The following is a 15,092-nucleotide window of genomic DNA, read 5'->3' on the forward strand; positions in this document are numbered from 1 at the left end:
GCGCATCAACATCGTCTTATTCGAACTCCAGGATCACGTCGTCCACGGCAAGGCTGTCGCCCGCTGCGGCGTTGATCTTCGAGACAATACCCTTCTTCTCGGCGCGCAGGATGTTTTCCATCTTCATCGCCTCGACGGTGCAGAGCGCCTGCCCCTCCTGAACTTCGTCGCCCACTTCCACGTCGACCTTAACGATCAGACCCGGCATCGGGCAGAGCAGCATCTTCGATGTATCCGGCGGCAGTTTCTCCGGCATCAGCTTGGCCAGTTCGGCCTGACGCGGGGTGCGCACGTGCACCTTGAGGTCCGCACCACGGCTGCGGATGCGGAAACCGCCCGAGATCTTGCCGACCTTCAGAACCAGCGTCTCGCCGTTCAGCGTCAGCTCGGCAAGTTGGTCACCCGGCGTCCAGTCCGAGGCCACACGCATCGACGAACCGTCGTCGAAGGTCACGGTCGAACCATCATGATCCGCGTCGATGTGAACGGCAAAGTCCGAACCTTGCAGCGTCACAACCCACTCGGTGCCAACGCGGCGCTCGTGGTTGTCCATGCGGCCCGACACGCGGGTGCGGCGGATTTCGGCGACGCGGTGCATGGCTGCGGCAGCGGCCGCCACCTTGCGCAGGGTCTCTTCCGGCAGCTCAACGCCTTCGAAACCCTCGGGATATTCTTCCTCGATGAAGGCGGTGGTCATGTCACCCGAGATGAACTTGGGGTGATCCATCACGGCGCTGACGAAAGGCAGGTTGTGACCGATGCCTTCCAGCTCGAAACCGTCCAGCGCGTTGCGCATCGCCTCGATGGCCTCGTCACGGGTCGGGGCCCAGGTACACAGCTTGGCGATCATCGGGTCATAGTACATCGAGATCTCGCCGCCTTCGTAGACGCCGGTATCGTTGCGTACGGCGAACCCGTCACCCTTGGAGGCGTCATCAGCCCACTTGTCGTTCTCCAGCATCGGGCCAGCCGCGATTTCCGCCGGCGGGCGGTAGCGGGTCAGACGGCCAATCGACGGCAGGAAGTTGCGATAGGGATCTTCCGCGTAAACACGGTTCTCGATGGCCCAACCGTTGATGCCCACATCTTCTTGCGTGATCGAAAGCGGCTCACCGTTGGCCACGCGGATCATCTGTTCGACAAGGTCCACACCGGTGATCAGTTCGGTCACGGGGTGTTCCACCTGCAGGCGGGTGTTCATTTCGAGGAAGTAGAAGTTCTTGTCACCGTCGACGATGAATTCCACGGTACCGGCCGAGGTATAGCCCACGGCCTTGGCCAGCGCGACCGACTGTTCGCCCATGGCTTTGCGGGTGGCTTCGTCAAGGAAGGGCGACGGCGCTTCTTCGACAACTTTCTGGTTCCGACGCTGGATCGAGCATTCACGCTCGTTCAGGTAGATGCCGTTACCGTGTGCATCGCAGAGCACCTGGATTTCGATGTGGCGCGGTTGGGTAACGAACTTTTCGATGAAGATACGGTCGTCACCGAACGAGTTTGCGGCTTCGTTCTTTGACGATTGGAATCCTTCGCGGGCTTCCTGATCGTTCCATGCAATCCGCATCCCCTTACCGCCACCACCGGCAGAGGCCTTGATCATCACCGGATAGCCGATCTCGTTCGAGATTTTCACGGCCTCGTCGGCGTCTTCGATCAGGCCCATGTAACCGGGAACGGTCGACACGTTGGCATCCTGGGCGATCTTCTTCGAGGTGATCTTGTCACCCATCGCTTCGATAGCGCCTTTCGGGGGGCCTACGAAGGCAACGCCTTCGGCTTCCAGCGCCTCGGCAAACTTCGAGTTCTCCGACAGGAAGCCATAGCCCGGGTGAACCGCCTGTGCGCCGGTCTGGCGGATGGCGTCCATCACCTTGTCGATGACGATATACGACTGGTTGGCCGGCGGCGGGCCGATATGAACCGCTTCATCCGCCATCTGGACGTGCAGGGCCTGCTTGTCGGCATCCGAGTAGATGGCGACCGTCTTGATGCCCATCTTGCGGGCGGTCTTGATCACACGGCAGGCGATCTCGCCCCGGTTTGCAATCAGAATCTTGTCGAACATTTCATGTCCCTTCTGGTTCTTGGCCCGCCGGACGGCCGCCGGGCTGTGGCAACAAAAAAACCACCGGGGCGGCAAGGCCACCGGTGGTTCTGGTCTCATTGTCGGGCTGCGCGAAAGCAGCCGACGAATTCAGCGAATTAGCATTTTTCCGGGTTCTGCTGACAGTAGAGCACATTTGCGCCCGCGCCGATGATGGCACCGGTTGCAAGGTCTCCGTCCAGAACAACGGCTGTGGCTGCGCCGGCACCGGCGCCGATGACGGCCTGCTCGGCCGCTGTGTCACCACAGGCCGCGAGCGATACCGCTGCGAGCCCGGCAAATGCTGCGAGTGTGAGTTTGCCCATGTCTTTCCCCTTTTCGATGGGTTTGCGTTAGCCCCTACATGGGCTGCAAACCGTGCGTTGGAAAGGCCTTGCGACATCGTGCCTGCCAGATCGGCATGGCTCTGCCGATGCGGTTCAGATGCATAACGCAAAGGGGAAAAGGCGGGTGATCCAAGAGGGACGCAATTGGACCACCCGCGAGGGGAAGGGTAACGGAATACACAGTTACAGGCGGAGGCCCTGGTCTGCCTGATCGCCATGTAACGAATATTGGAAGCCGATCGCGCTCGTGCAACCACCACGTTTGCGATAACGGGGAGTTTGGCCGCTTCTTGCGCAAATCCGAGGGCGATCGGCGAAATCATGCCCAATCCTCCTCTTCGAAGGCATCGGGAAACGAGGCGCGGGCCACGTCTTCGTTGATGACCAGCAGGGCATCATAGCTTTCGGGATCAAACGGATCTTCTGCGGCCACCACTTCGCGGCCGAACAGCCAGCTCAGGCGCCCCGCATCCAGATTGCCACGCTCGAACGGCTGATCGCCGAAATAGGCCCACAGCGCCTGCATGAAGGCCGCATCGGCGCGCCGGTCGGCAGGCTTGCGGTCGCGGAAACGCTCGCGCCGTGTGATCGGCGTGACGCCCTTGGGGTTGGCGCGACGGATAACGAATTGGAAGTCGGTGCCGGTGAGACGGCCAGGGAAGCCACGATGCTTCAGCATGCCACGCCCTCCTGTGCAATCGGTGCCGGAGACGTGGGGAAAGCGGCGGGCCGTGAAGCCCGCCAGCCCGAATGGGCGGAATTACTTGTATTTGCCGGTGTAGGTCGGCTCTTCCGAGATGGGCTCGGGATCGACGACGACGTATTCTTCGACCGGTGCGGTGTCCACGCAGGCCGCGACAAGCGCGACGAGACCGAGTGCCACCAGCGCTTTGATGCTGTTCGACATGTTCTTCTCCAGTTCTTTTGTTCGTTTGCAACAAGGCCATGCGGCCCTGCCTGCCCCACTTTTTGGTACGAGGTCACTTGGGTGTAACCGAACGGAAGAATAGCGGATTCCGACGCAAAAATACATAGATAGCCGCCGAGGCTAATGTGTTGTGGCCGGAAAGACGCACAATGGCGTCGCGTGATGCGGGATGCCGCAAGATGTTGTGGTATCATCAGAAACCCTCCCAGATACAGGAACCGTTTTCGAGACGGAAAGCCTCGAAATACTGGGTTGCGACGCTGGATGATACCCCGAATTCAAGCTCGCGGTCGGCCAGGGAGATAATCACCTGGTCCACAATTTCATCTGATTTTTCGATGCTCGGCACGGCGTGAGATTCGCAAAGAACAGGGAAATCCTGCTCGACATGGAAAAAGGTCACGCCCTCCTGCCCGATGATCGGCATCACGTACCGGAACCGCGCGACACGCGACTGGTCTTGGCGCAGCTCGAAAAGCATCTCTTGCAGGTAGACTTCGAAACCGGAAGGCACAGCCGGGAACTCCTCCAAATCCCCGGCCGTGGCCGCGCCCTGTTGGGCCCCTCCTATCGCGGCGAAAACTGTTGCGGCCCCAAGGGCCCATTTGCGGAAACGGGACACATCAGCCATCAGCCTGCCCCCCCTTGCCCGCCCATGCGCTCCAGCGCGCACGGTTTTGCGGATCGGCCAGCACCTCGGCAATCGCCGCCTCGGTACCGGCACGCGGGAACGTGCCCTCAACCGAACCGCCTGCCGTCACACGGCACAGCGCCCCTTTGGTTTCGACCTTCACCACCGGCGAAAAGCCCCGCATCCCCTGCAGACGCCGCCACATGTCCTGCCGCACCTGCCGCGCCAAGCGCACAGGCGATCCGGCCGGCAACACCGTCTCGGCCGAAACGTCGAAACGCACCGGCAGACGACGTGCCATGGTCAGACAGTCGGCCTCTTCCAGGATATGCCAGCGGCGGCGGGTCACTCGGCTGCGTCCTCGTGGGGATTGCGGTTTCTGAAACAATTGGGCGAACGGAACTTGGCAGGCGGAACCTGCGGAAATGACATGGCGGACAGTTGCCCGCCATGTCGGTAAGCCTCTTACAAAGGAATGTTGTCGTGCTTCTTCCAGGGGTTCTCCAGCTTCTTGTTACGCAAGCTGGCGAAGGCACGCGACACGCGGCGGCGGGTCGATTGCGGCATGATCACCTCGTCGATAAAGCCACGCTCTGCCGCCACGAAGGGGTTGGCGAAACGGTCTTCATAGTCCTGGGTGTGCGCCGCGATCTTCTCGGCGTCGCCAAGGTCGGCCCGGTGAATGATCTCGGTTGCCCCCTTGGCCCCCATCACCGCGATCTCTGCAGTCGGCCAGGCATAGTTGAAGTCACCGCGCAGGTGCTTGGACGCCATAACGTCATAGGCACCACCATAGGCCTTACGGGTAATCACGGTCACTTTCGGAACGGTGGCTTCACCATAGGCAAACAGCAGCTTGGCACCGTGCTTGATGACACCGCCGTATTCCTGCGAGGTGCCCGGCAGGAAGCCCGGAACGTCAACCAGCGTCAGGATCGGAATTTCAAAGCAGTCGCAGAAGCGCACGAAACGCGCGGCCTTGCGGCTCGAGTCGATGTCGAGACAGCCCGCCAGAACCATCGGCTGGTTGGCAACAATACCCACGGTCTGCCCTTCCAGACGGACGAAACCGGTGATGATGTTCTTGGCGTAGTCTTCCTGGATCTCGTAGAAATCACCCTCATCCGCGATCTTCAGGATCAGTTCCTTCATGTCGTACGGCGTGTTCGGGTTTTCCGGCACAAGGGTGTCGAGGCTTTCCTCGATACGGCCCGGCTCGTCAAAGAACGGGCGCACCGGCGGCTTTTCGCGGTTGTTGAGCGGCAGGAAGTCCACCAGGCGGCGCACTTCGGCCAGCGCTTCAACGTCATTTTCAAACGCCCCGTCGGCAACGCTCGATTTCTTGGTGTGGGTCGATGCACCACCCAGTTCTTCGGCGGTGACAACTTCGTTGGTCACGGTCTTAACCACGTCGGGGCCGGTGACGAACATGTAGGACGTGTCCTTCACCATGAAGATGAAGTCGGTCATCGCGGGCGAATACACGGCACCACCCGCACAGGGGCCCATGATCACCGAGATCTGCGGAACAACGCCCGAGGCCATGATGTTGCGCTGGAACACTTCCGCATAACCGGCAAGCGAAGCCACACCTTCCTGAATACGTGCACCGCCCGAGTCGTTGATGCCAATCACGGGCGCGCCGTTCTGAACGGCCATGTCCATGATCTTGCAGATTTTCTCGGCGTGGGTCTCGGACAGCGAACCACCGAATACAGTAAAGTCCTGGCTGAACACATAGACCATGCGGCCATTGATGGTGCCCCAGCCAGTGACAACGCCGTCACCTGCGGGTTTGTCTTTTTCCATGCCAAAGTCGGTGCAGCGGTGCGCCTTGAACATGTCGAACTCTTCAAAGCTGTCTTCGTCGAGCAGCAGTTCGATACGTTCGCGTGCGGTCAGCTTGCCACGGGCGTGCTGGCTGTCAATGCGGCGTTGACCGCCACCCAGACGGGCAACGGCACGGCGGTCTTCCAGTTCCTGGAGGATATCTTTCATGTGTGGTCCCCTTAAATTTGGACCGACACTAAGCAAAAGGGTGACTCGCTCAAAGCAAAAACCCGCAAATTTGCAAATCAAAGAAAATCAAGTGATTGCGAATTGCAAATCAGCTAACTTTCCCGAAGCAGTAAGAGATTGGCAATTTTTCTCCGACAAGAAATCTCGGGCGCACGAAGCAATCAGCCTATGGTATAATCCCACAAACACAACATCCGAGGAAGGACGCATAGATGACTGTCACCGAAACGGAAATTCTGGATGGAATGCAATTTTCATTCCTGAATGGCAAAGACCCGATGAACACCACCGGGGCCCCCGCCCTGACGATCACCTATCAATACGCGGGCACCTCCGCCCCCGCCGACCTGCCAACGAGCTCGACCTACACCGGCTGGACCGCATTCACCGCGGCCGAGAAAGCGGCGATCCGCGACGCGATGGACCACATCGAAACCTTCCTGAACGTCAGCTTTGTCGAAGTGACCGGTGACTCCGACCCCGACATGAACATCGGCAACGTGTTCCTTCCGGGCTCTACCGCGGGCACCGGCGGATACTCCGCCTCCTCGATCGGCAACACCATTTCGCGCTACGACTCATATGTTGTGTACGACAACGGCCTGGCACTCGAAGGCGAAATGTCCCTCCTGCTGCACGAGCTCGGCCATGCAATGGGCCTCAAACACCCGTTCAGCAGCCCAACCGTGCCTTCCGGATACGACAGCAACAAATATTCTCTGATGTCCTATACCGCGAACCCCGACAACGGCGTCGACAGCGACGCGATGATGCTGTTCGACGTGTTCGCCCTCCAGGACATGTGGGGCGCTGCCAGCTACAACACCGGCAATACGTCTTATACGGCCCCGCGCAATTCGACGGTTGATCTGATCTGGGACACCGGCGGAACGGATGAACTCAATGCCTCTGCCAAGACAACCAAGGTGATCCTCGACCTGCGTGAAGGTGAATTCTCACAGTTTGGAACCTATGACGACGTCGTCATCGGCTATGGCGTCACGATCGAAAACGCCAAGGGCGGCAGCAAGGGGGACAAGATCACCGGCAACGATGTCCGCAACGTGCTGACCGGCAATGGCGGCTATGACACCATCCTCGGCAATGGCGGCAACGATGTTCTGAACGGCAACAAGGGCAACGACCGCATGTTTGGCGGCCTCGGCAAGGACAACCTGCTGGGCGGCAAGGGGGCCGACAACCTCTTTGGCAACAAGGGCAACGACACCATCAAGGGCGGCCAAGGTGCCGACAAGATCAGGGGCGAAAAAGGCACCGACCAGCTTTATGGCAACGGCGGCGCCGACACCTTCATCTACAAGGCCGGTTACCATAAGGACGTGATCCACGATTTTGCCGACGACATCGATACCCTCCAGATTTCAGGCCACGGCACCAAGGCCGCAATTCTTGGCCTTGCCAAGGAACAGAACGGCAATGTCATCTTTGATTTCGGCGGTGGCGACATCATCAACATCAAGAACATGACGATTGCCGACATCACCGACGATCTGATTGTGGTCTGATCTGAAAACGCCGGGGCGCAACGCCCCGGCAAGACGCCGCGACGTTATCACGCTCAAAGGTTGATCTGTTAAGCCTTTCCCCCTACCTCTGTCTGCATGACGGACCGTCCCGAGGTGCGCTTTTTAGACCGCACCACCCCACCACATATTGGCACGCTTATCCTGCTCGCCGGGATTTCTGCCCTCTGCATGAACGTGTTCCTGCCATCGCTTCCGGGCATGGCCGTCTATTTCGATGCCGATTACAGCCTGATGCAGCTTTCGGTGGCGGTCTACCTCGCGGTCAACGCCGTCCTCCAGATCATCGTCGGCCCGATCTCTGACAAGATGGGCCGCCGCCCCGTCATTCTCTGGGGCGTCGGGCTTTTCCTGCTGGCCACGCTGGGCTGTATCTATGCCCCCAATGCACAGGTCTTCCTTGCCTTCCGAATGGCGCAGGCCGTCGTGGTTGCCGCCATGGTTCTAAGCCGCGCCGTGGTGCGCGATATCGCACCAGCCGCACAGGCCGCTGCCCTGATCGGTTATGTCACGATGGGCATGTCGATTGTCCCGATGATCGGGCCGATGATCGGCGGCTTTCTCGATTCGACCTTCGACTGGCGCGCTAGTTTCTGGATGCTGTTCATCCTTGGCCTCGCCATCCTGATCCTCACCTGGTTCGACCTTGGCGAGACCAGCCGCAAAAGCGGCCTCTCCCTGACCCAGCAGTTCCGCGAATTCCCCGAACTGCTGACCAGCCCCCGCTTCTGGGGCTATTCCCTCGCCTCGGGCCTGTCCTCCGGCGCGTTCTTTGCCTATCTCGGCGGTGCCCCCTTCGTGGCAACAGAGCTGTTTGGCCTGTCCCCGGCGATGATGGGCATCTACTTTGGCGCCCCCGCCGTGGGCTATTTCCTTGGCAACTGGGCCTCGGGGCGCTTTTCGGTGCGCCTTGGTGTCAACCGCATGGTGGCCTGGGGCTGCTATATCAACGCCGCTGGCGTCGCCATGTCGATGGTTGTTTTCCAGATGGGCTTTGGAACCGCCGAGAGCTTCTTTGGCTTCATGACCCTTGTGGGCATCGGCAACGGCATGAGCATTCCCAACGCCACCGCAGGCGCTCTCTCCGTGCGCCCCCACCTTGCCGGGACGGCCTCGGGCCTCAGTGGGTCCATCATGCTTGGGGGTGGCGCGGCCCTGTCGGCCCTGGCCGGCGCCCTCCTGACACCCGGCAGCGGGGCCTATCCCCTGCTCTGGATCATGCTTGCCACATCCGCCGCCGCCATAGGGGCCATAACCTATGTCGTATGGCGCGAACGCCGCCTCGGCCTCTAGGAATCACGGCCTTCCCGCGCAACAAGCGCGGACAGAAAGCTCTCTTTCATCCCCGCAAGACGCCCCTCCCCCCAAACGCCAACCAGCGTCGCATCTGAAATCGCGAAATAATTGATCGCCCCGATCGCCTGATAGGCCGCCGACGCCACCGCGTCGTCCGACTGCCCCGCGTAAAGCGGCGTCTCGCGCATCACCTCGACCATGTCATCAAGGAACCCGCGCAGAAACCACTTCTGGCTGGTCTTGGCGCGATCCGGATTGTCCAGCAACTCGCGCATGATCAATCGGGCATCCTCGGGACAGTCCTGCATGTGCCGATGCAATGCCCCAAGCACCGCCTCAAGCCGCGCAACACCAGTGCCTTCCTGCGCCCTGACGCGCCCGACAACCTCATCGAAATGGCCGGCCATCTTGCCCAGGACCGCCGCATAAAGCGCCTCCTTGGTGCGGAAATGATAGATGATCGCCTGTTTGCTGACGCCTATCTCTTTTGCAACGTCATTCAGGGACACACCGTAAAAACCCCGCTCTGAAAAGAGCTTATAGGCCACGTCGATGAATTTCTGCCGGGGGTTTTCGTCTTTTGCCATAACGTCACTTTATCCCTCAATTGACTCACTTACCAGTCGTAAAGTATCAACTTACCAATCGGTAAGTTAACCAAGGGAGCCCGATCATGGAACGCGCCAAACAGATTGCCCTGCTTGAGGAGTTGCAGGGTCTCAAGGACAACGGACTGTTCTTTCTCGATGACGAGGTCGCAAAGTCGCCGATCACGCGCTACGCCTCGCAAGACCGTTTCGATGCCGAAATGCGCGACATCTTCCGGGGTGTGCCGATCATCGCCTGCCACGCCAGCGAACTGCCCGAGCCCGGCAGCTTCATGACCCGCGAACTCTCTGGCCTGCCGGTTCTGCTCACCCGCGACCGCGACAACACCGTGCATGCCTTCATCAACGTCTGCCGCCACCGTGGCGCGCGTTTGGTGCGCGAAGGATCGGGATGCAAGAACGCCTTCAGCTGCCCCTACCATGCCTGGACATGGGGCAATAACGGCACCCTGCGCGGCGTCCCGCACCAGAAAGAGGGCTTTCCCGGCCTAGACCGCGACGCCCACGCCCTCAAGCGGCTGCCGGCCACGGAACGCTATGGCCTTGTCTGGGTCGTCGCAAACACCGATGCACAGCCCGATTTCGACAGCTTCCTCACCCCGCTGGCAGGCGAGTTTGCATGGGCGGAAATGGAAACCCTCGCCATCGCGGCCACTGATACCATTGAACGCAAGGCCAACTGGAAACTGCTCGCCGAGGGCGGCATCGAAGCCTATCACTTCAAGGTCACCCACCGCGACACCATCGGCCCGCACTTCCTCGACAATCTGTCCTCCTACGAAACCCTGGGATCGCACATGCGCTCGGTCCTGCCGCGCAGCTCCCTGCCCGAGTTGAACGGCACCGACCCCGCCCAATGGGATATCCGGACCGAGGCCAACGTGCTGTACACGGTCTTTCCCACCTCGCAGTTTCTCGTGATGCAGGACCACATCGGCTGGATCGAACTGATCCCGCTGGCCCCCGATCTCACCCGCCTGCGCCTCACCACGCTTGCACCGAAATCCGAGATTACGCCCGACAAAGAAGAGCATTGGAAGCGCAATCACGCAATCACGTCGGTGACGCTGAACGAAGATTTCGAAGTCAACGAAGAGGTGCAATCCGGCCTCCTGAGCGGTGCCAACGAGAGCCTCACTTTCGGCCGCTATGAAGGCGCGCTGGATGCCTTCAACAGGGAAATCGAACGCCACCTGACGCCGGGCGCGGCATAAGGCGCATCAAAACAGGGCTGACGGCGAGAGTTTGCAAAGTTATATTTGCAAGAACGCAAACTCTCGCGAGACCCAGATGGCCACCCAGAAACTCTATGCCGGCGCCAAGCTGCGCGAAATCCGCACCCGCCTGACGCTGACGCAAAAGGAATTCGCCCAAAAGCTCGGCGTCTCCCTGCCCTACCTTAACCAGATGGAAAACAACAACCGCCCGGTCTCGACCACGGTTGTCCTCGCGCTGGCACAGGAATTCGGCTTCGACGTCACCGAACTCAGCACCGGCGATTCCGAACGCCTTGTCAGCGACATGCGCGAAGCCATGGCCGACCCGATCCTCGCCGACACCACGGCCCCTCTGGCCGACCTGCGCCTGACCGCATCAAACGCCCCCGCCTTTGCGCGTGCCTTCCTCGAACTGCATCGCGCCTACCGGCAGACCCATGAACGCCTTGCCTCACTTGACGAGGCCCTGGGCCGGGAAGACGTGCAGATGCAGCCCTCGCCCTGGGACGAAGTGCGCGACTTCTTCCACTATTGCGACAACTACATCGACGCGGTCGATCACGCCGCCGAAAACTTTGCAAATCGTGCGGTGGCCGAAGGTGGCATCCGTAACGCCGCCCTGCGGGCGCTGAACGACAAGGGCATATCGCTCGAGTACGCCGACGAAGACCGCCTGCGCCACTATGACGAAGCCGCCCGCACCCTTTTCATCTCGGAGCGCAGCACGCCGGAAACCCAGACCTTCCAGATGCTGATGCAGATCGCGCTGCTGCAATCGGACAAGCTGCTGGAAGCCACCCTTGATCTCGCCCGTTTCCAGACCGAAGCGGCGCGCTCCATCGCCAAGATCGGCCTTGCCAACTATTTCGCCGGGGCCGCGATGATGCCCTATGGCCGCTTTCTCGAAGCCGCCCGCGACACGCGACACGATCTCGAAGTCCTCGCCAACCGGTTTGGGGCCTCCATCGAACAGGTGGCCCACCGCCTGTCGACCCTGCAACGCCCCGGTGCCAAGGGCATTCCCTTCTTCTTCGTCCGCGTAGATCAGGCCGGCACCATTACCAAGCGCCACTCGGCCACCCGCCTGCAATTTGCCCGTTTCGGCGGCGCCTGCCCGCTCTGGAACGTCCACCGCGCCTTTGAAACCCCGGGCCGCTTCCTGCGCCAACTGGCCGAAACCCCCGATGGCGTGCGCTACTTCTCGCTTGCCCGTGACGTTTCAAAAACCGGCGGCCACTACGGGGCGCCCGTGCGCCGTTACGCCATCGCTCTGGGCTGCGAGATCCGCCATGTCGATGCGCTGGTCTACGCCGACCACATGGACCTCTCCACCGCCGAAGCCTTTGAACCGATCGGCATCTCCTGCCGGATCTGCGAGCGCACCCACTGCCACCAGCGTTCGGTTCCACCCCTGGAACGCCGCCTCACCATCGACGAAAACCAACGCGGCGTCCTGCCCTACGAGGTCGGCTAGCACCGCACAAGCCGTTTCGAAACGGCTTTGAAGCGCCTTCGAAGGCGCTTCTCCGCGCAAAAACCTCCAGCGCCCAAAGTGCAGAAAGAGCAAGAGACCTTGCGTATTGTCATTCGCCTCGCCCTGATCCTTGCGGCCCTCGGCATCGCCACGGTCGCCCTTGGCAACCTCGCCGAACGCTGGATGATCTACCCTCTCGATCCCACGCGGGTGACACCAGCCGACAAGGGCCTGGCATCCGTCACGGAAGTCACGTTTGAAAACGATGGCGAAACCCTGGTCGCATGGGCTGCCAAACCCGCCGCAGGAAAACCCGTGATCCTCTATTTCCACGGCAACGCAGGCAACCTCGCGGTCCGCACCGAACGCTTCCGCCGCCTCCTCAAACGGGGCTACGGCCTCTTTGCCCCGGCCTATCGCGGCTCTTCGGGCAGCAGCGGCACCCCGTCAGAAGCCGCCCTCATCTGGGACGCCGAAACCGCCTATCACGCGATGTTCACGCAGTTCCCCGACCTGCCCCCGGACAAGGTCGTGCTCTATGGCGAAAGCATCGGCACCGCTGTGTCGCTCGGCCTCTTGAACACCCCGGCCACTAACCCCGACAAGGGCTTCGGCCCGCCCGCGGCCGTGATCCTGGAGGCACCGTTCACCGCCATTGCCGACCTTTCCGAGCACCACTACCCCGGCACCCGCGCCCTTGCCGAACGTCTCGACAACCAGTGGCCCAGCCTGTCCCGCGCACGTGCCCTGACCATGCCGCTTCTCGTCCTCCACGGCACCGCAGATGATCTGATCCCAATAGAAATGGGGCGACAGATTTACGCTGCCGCCCCATCTGGAGAGAAAGTCTTTGTTGCGGTCAAAGGCGCGGGTCACACCGATCTTTGGCGATCAGAGACCCTGCCGCGCCTTTGGCGCTTCGTCGATCAGTTTGCCTTGAGATAGGCGTAGATTTCGTCTTTCAGCGCACCACGGCGCTTGCGCAGATCAACCTCAGCCAGTTCTTCACGAGGCTTCACGTTGGTCTCCGCCGAATGCACCTTGCGATTCAACTCGTGGTAGTCGTTGAACAGTTTCGCGAAATGCTTGTCCGAAACCTTCAGGCTGCTCATTTTCTCGACGAATTCCGGAAATTCTTCAGCCAGTTCGTGCGGGACGTGAGACATATGTTTGCGCTCCTCTTTCTAAGTTCACAGAAACGCTATCCGCCCCCGGCGCTCGGCTCTTTGACAGGGATCAAAAAACCGGCGCCAGCGGCAATATTTTAACGCTGGGAGGTCTCCCAGTTCGGATTGAACCACGCCTGCGCATTCGACGAGGGAAGACGGCGACCAAGGATGTGATCCGAGGCCTTTTCGCCCGTCATGATCGACGGCCCGTTCAGGTTGCCATTGGTGATGCGAGGGAAGATCGAACTGTCGGCAACCCGCAATCCTTCAACACCGATCACACGGCATTCCGGATCGACAACGGCCATCGGATCGTCCAAAGCGCCCATCTTGCAGGTACCGCAGGGGTGGTAGGCGCTCTCGACGTGCTCCCGCAGGAAACCGTCGATCTCATCGTCGGTCTGCAAATCCGTGCCCGGCTGGATTTCATGCTTCACGAAAGGCTTCATGGCGTCTTGTGCGAAAATCTCGCGGGTCAGGCGCACGCACTTGCGGAAATCGATCCAGTCCTGCTCGGTCGACATGTAGTTGAACAGGATCTTCGGCGCGTCCTTGGGATCGGCGCTGGCGAGCGTGACCTCGCCCCGCGAGGGCGAGCGCATCGGCCCGACGTGGGCCTGAAAGCCATGCCCCTCGGCCGCCGCTTGACCGTCGTAACGCACGGCAATCGGCAGGAAGTGGTACTGGATGTCCGGATAATCGACCCCCTTGTCCGACCGGATAAAGGCCGCGCTTTCGAACTGGTTCGATGCGCCCAGACCGGTTTTCGTAAACAGCCACTGTGCCCCGACAAAGGCCTTGCCGAAGAGGTTCCAGTATTTGAACAGGGTGATCGGCAGTTTCGAGGCAAACTGGAAATAGAACTCCAGGTGATCCTGAAGGTTCTGGCCAACACCCGGACGGTCTGCCACCACCTCGATACCGTGTTCCGCCAGATGCTTGGCCGGGCCAATCCCCGACAGCATCAGCAACTTGGGCGAGTTCAGCGACGAGGCCGCGAGGATCACCTCAACGTCGGCACGGATCACCTCGATCTTGCCACCGCGCTCCACCTCGACGCCAACGGCACGGCCATCTTCGATCACGACCTTGCGGGCAAACGCACGGATCAGATCACAGTTGTCGCGCTTCAACGCAGGCTTCAAATAGGCATTTGCCGCAGACCACCGCCGCCCCTTGTAGACGGTCATCTCCATCGGGCCAAAGCCCTCTTGCTGCTCGCCGTTATAGTCCTTGGTGACAGGGTATCCCGCCTGTTCCCCCGCCTTCACAAAGGCATCGTGCAGCGGGTTGTCCCGCGGACCACGGGTCACATGCAGCGGGCCATCCTTGCCGCGCCAATCCGGGTCTCCGCCATGGCCACGGTCGTTCCAAGTCTCCATGCGCTTGAAATAGGGCAGCACGTCGGCATAGTCCCATCCCTGCGCACCGCTTTCGGCCCAGTGCTTGTAGTCCCCCGCGTGTCCCCGCACATAGACCATGCCGTTGATCGACGACGACCCGCCAATCACCTTGCCGCGCGGCGTCACCAGTTCACGGCCACCAAGATGCGGCTCGGGCTGGGATTTGTATCCCCAGTCGTATAGCGACATGTTCATCGGATAGCTCAAGGCCCCGGGCATCTGGATCAGCGGCCCGGCATCCGTGCCGCCATGCTCGATGATCAACACCTTCTTGCCCGCTTCCGACAGGCGGTAAGCCATTGCACAGCCCGCCGAACCGGCCCCGACAATCACGTAATCTGCTTGCATTTCTTTCCTCCAGCTGGCCCACCAC

Annotated in this window: 15 protein-coding genes; 5 read left to right on the plus strand and 10 right to left on the minus strand. The window is 60.7% G+C overall.

Annotated features, from left to right (window positions below; genetic code table 11):
* Window positions 1-16: 16 nt before the first annotated feature.
* The 7 genes from NNA36_RS16980 to NNA36_RS17010 all read right to left on the minus strand — a co-directional run bounded on the left by NNA36_RS16980 (window position 17) and on the right by NNA36_RS17010 (window position 5,987).
* A complete protein-coding gene (locus NNA36_RS16980; RefSeq protein WP_255109200.1) occupies window positions 17-2,065 on the minus strand; it encodes an acetyl/propionyl/methylcrotonyl-CoA carboxylase subunit alpha in 2,049 nt (682 codons plus the stop codon).
* A gap of 137 nt (window positions 2,066-2,202) precedes the next feature.
* On the minus strand, window positions 2,203-2,409 hold the full coding sequence (locus NNA36_RS16985; RefSeq protein WP_255109202.1) for a hypothetical protein: 207 nt from the start codon (window positions 2,407-2,409) through the stop codon (window positions 2,203-2,205).
* Between the two features lie 340 nt (window positions 2,410-2,749).
* Window positions 2,750-3,109 (minus strand): hypothetical protein, encoded by a 360-nt coding sequence (locus NNA36_RS16990; protein WP_255109204.1) that lies wholly within the window; start codon window positions 3,107-3,109, stop codon window positions 2,750-2,752.
* 81 nt (window positions 3,110-3,190) lie between these two features.
* Entirely contained in the window at window positions 3,191-3,337 is a 147-nt protein-coding gene (locus NNA36_RS16995) for a hypothetical protein (RefSeq protein WP_255109206.1), read from the minus strand.
* 214 nt (window positions 3,338-3,551) lie between these two features.
* Window positions 3,552-3,989 (minus strand): DUF6497 family protein, encoded by a 438-nt coding sequence (locus NNA36_RS17000; protein WP_255109208.1) that lies wholly within the window; start codon window positions 3,987-3,989, stop codon window positions 3,552-3,554.
* Window positions 3,982-4,338 (minus strand): hypothetical protein, encoded by a 357-nt coding sequence (locus NNA36_RS17005; RefSeq protein ID WP_255109211.1) that lies wholly within the window; start codon window positions 4,336-4,338, stop codon window positions 3,982-3,984. The genes NNA36_RS17000 and NNA36_RS17005 overlap by 8 nt, the downstream gene beginning before the upstream one ends.
* A 116-nt stretch (window positions 4,339-4,454) precedes the next feature.
* Entirely contained in the window at window positions 4,455-5,987 is a 1,533-nt protein-coding gene (locus NNA36_RS17010; protein WP_255109213.1) for an acyl-CoA carboxylase subunit beta, read from the minus strand.
* A gap of 233 nt (window positions 5,988-6,220) precedes the next feature.
* Here NNA36_RS17010 and NNA36_RS17015 point away from each other — a divergent pair, with 233 nt between their 5' ends.
* Both NNA36_RS17015 and NNA36_RS17020 read left to right on the plus strand, forming a co-directional pair.
* Window positions 6,221-7,534 carry a M10 family metallopeptidase gene (locus NNA36_RS17015; RefSeq protein ID WP_255109215.1) on the plus strand — a complete coding sequence of 438 codons (1,314 nt, stop codon included), beginning with the start codon at window positions 6,221-6,223 and terminating at the stop codon, window positions 7,532-7,534.
* Between the two features lie 96 nt (window positions 7,535-7,630).
* Window positions 7,631-8,845, plus strand: a complete 1,215-nt coding sequence (locus tag NNA36_RS17020) for a multidrug effflux MFS transporter (protein WP_255109217.1) — start codon at window positions 7,631-7,633, stop codon at window positions 8,843-8,845.
* On the opposite strand, the gene NNA36_RS17025 is transcribed toward NNA36_RS17020, so the two are convergent.
* On the minus strand, window positions 8,842-9,435 hold the full coding sequence (locus NNA36_RS17025) for a TetR/AcrR family transcriptional regulator (RefSeq protein WP_255109219.1): 594 nt from the start codon (window positions 9,433-9,435) through the stop codon (window positions 8,842-8,844). The two genes, NNA36_RS17020 and NNA36_RS17025, sit on opposite strands and share 4 nt — an antisense overlap.
* Window positions 9,436-9,521: 86 nt before the next feature.
* Here NNA36_RS17025 and NNA36_RS17030 point away from each other — a divergent pair, with 86 nt between their 5' ends.
* The 3 genes from NNA36_RS17030 (at window position 9,522) to NNA36_RS17040 (ending at window position 13,092) form a co-directional block, all read left to right on the plus strand.
* Window positions 9,522-10,670, plus strand: a complete 1,149-nt coding sequence (locus NNA36_RS17030) for an aromatic ring-hydroxylating dioxygenase subunit alpha (protein WP_255109221.1) — start codon at window positions 9,522-9,524, stop codon at window positions 10,668-10,670.
* A 76-nt stretch (window positions 10,671-10,746) separates the two neighbouring features.
* On the plus strand, window positions 10,747-12,147 hold the full coding sequence (locus tag NNA36_RS17035; protein ID WP_255109223.1) for a short-chain fatty acyl-CoA regulator family protein: 1,401 nt from the start codon (window positions 10,747-10,749) through the stop codon (window positions 12,145-12,147).
* Window positions 12,148-12,246: 99 nt separating this feature from the next.
* On the plus strand, window positions 12,247-13,092 hold the full coding sequence (locus NNA36_RS17040; protein WP_255109224.1) for an alpha/beta hydrolase: 846 nt from the start codon (window positions 12,247-12,249) through the stop codon (window positions 13,090-13,092).
* Here NNA36_RS17040 and NNA36_RS17045 read toward each other — a convergent pair.
* Window positions 13,074-13,313 carry a YdcH family protein gene (locus NNA36_RS17045; RefSeq protein ID WP_255109226.1) on the minus strand — a complete coding sequence of 80 codons (240 nt, stop codon included), beginning with the start codon at window positions 13,311-13,313 and terminating at the stop codon, window positions 13,074-13,076. The two genes, NNA36_RS17040 and NNA36_RS17045, sit on opposite strands and share 19 nt — an antisense overlap.
* Window positions 13,314-13,411: 98 nt before the next feature.
* Window positions 13,412-15,067, minus strand: a complete 1,656-nt coding sequence (betA, locus tag NNA36_RS17050) for a choline dehydrogenase (protein ID WP_255109228.1) — start codon at window positions 15,065-15,067, stop codon at window positions 13,412-13,414.
* Window positions 15,068-15,092 lie beyond the last annotated feature (25 nt).

Source organism: Shimia sp. CNT1-13L.2 (genome assembly GCF_024331145.1).
Classification (GTDB): domain Bacteria; phylum Pseudomonadota; class Alphaproteobacteria; order Rhodobacterales; family Rhodobacteraceae; genus Shimia.

Bases quoted from the DNA above. Each gene is read 5' to 3' on its own strand.
- NNA36_RS16980 (WP_255109200.1), bottom strand. From the start codon at position 2,065: ATGTTCGACAAGATTCTGATTGCAAACCGGGGCGAGATCGCCTGCCGT.
- NNA36_RS16985 (WP_255109202.1), bottom strand. From the start codon at position 2,409: ATGGGCAAACTCACACTCGCAGCATTTGCCGGGCTCGCAGCGGTATCG.
- NNA36_RS16990 (WP_255109204.1), bottom strand. From the start codon at position 3,109: ATGCTGAAGCATCGTGGCTTCCCTGGCCGTCTCACCGGCACCGACTTC.
- NNA36_RS16995 (WP_255109206.1), bottom strand. From the start codon at position 3,337: ATGTCGAACAGCATCAAAGCGCTGGTGGCACTCGGTCTCGTCGCGCTT.
- NNA36_RS17000 (WP_255109208.1), bottom strand. From the start codon at position 3,989: ATGGCTGATGTGTCCCGTTTCCGCAAATGGGCCCTTGGGGCCGCAACA.
- NNA36_RS17010 (WP_255109213.1), bottom strand. From the start codon at position 5,987: ATGAAAGATATCCTCCAGGAACTGGAAGACCGCCGTGCCGTTGCCCGT.
- NNA36_RS17015 (WP_255109215.1), top strand. From the start codon at position 6,221: ATGACTGTCACCGAAACGGAAATTCTGGATGGAATGCAATTTTCATTC.
- NNA36_RS17020 (WP_255109217.1), top strand. From the start codon at position 7,631: ATGACGGACCGTCCCGAGGTGCGCTTTTTAGACCGCACCACCCCACCA.
- NNA36_RS17025 (WP_255109219.1), bottom strand. From the start codon at position 9,435: ATGGCAAAAGACGAAAACCCCCGGCAGAAATTCATCGACGTGGCCTAT.
- NNA36_RS17030 (WP_255109221.1), top strand. From the start codon at position 9,522: ATGGAACGCGCCAAACAGATTGCCCTGCTTGAGGAGTTGCAGGGTCTC.
- NNA36_RS17035 (WP_255109223.1), top strand. From the start codon at position 10,747: ATGGCCACCCAGAAACTCTATGCCGGCGCCAAGCTGCGCGAAATCCGC.
- NNA36_RS17045 (WP_255109226.1), bottom strand. From the start codon at position 13,313: ATGTCTCACGTCCCGCACGAACTGGCTGAAGAATTTCCGGAATTCGTC.
- betA (WP_255109228.1), bottom strand. From the start codon at position 15,067: ATGCAAGCAGATTACGTGATTGTCGGGGCCGGTTCGGCGGGCTGTGCA.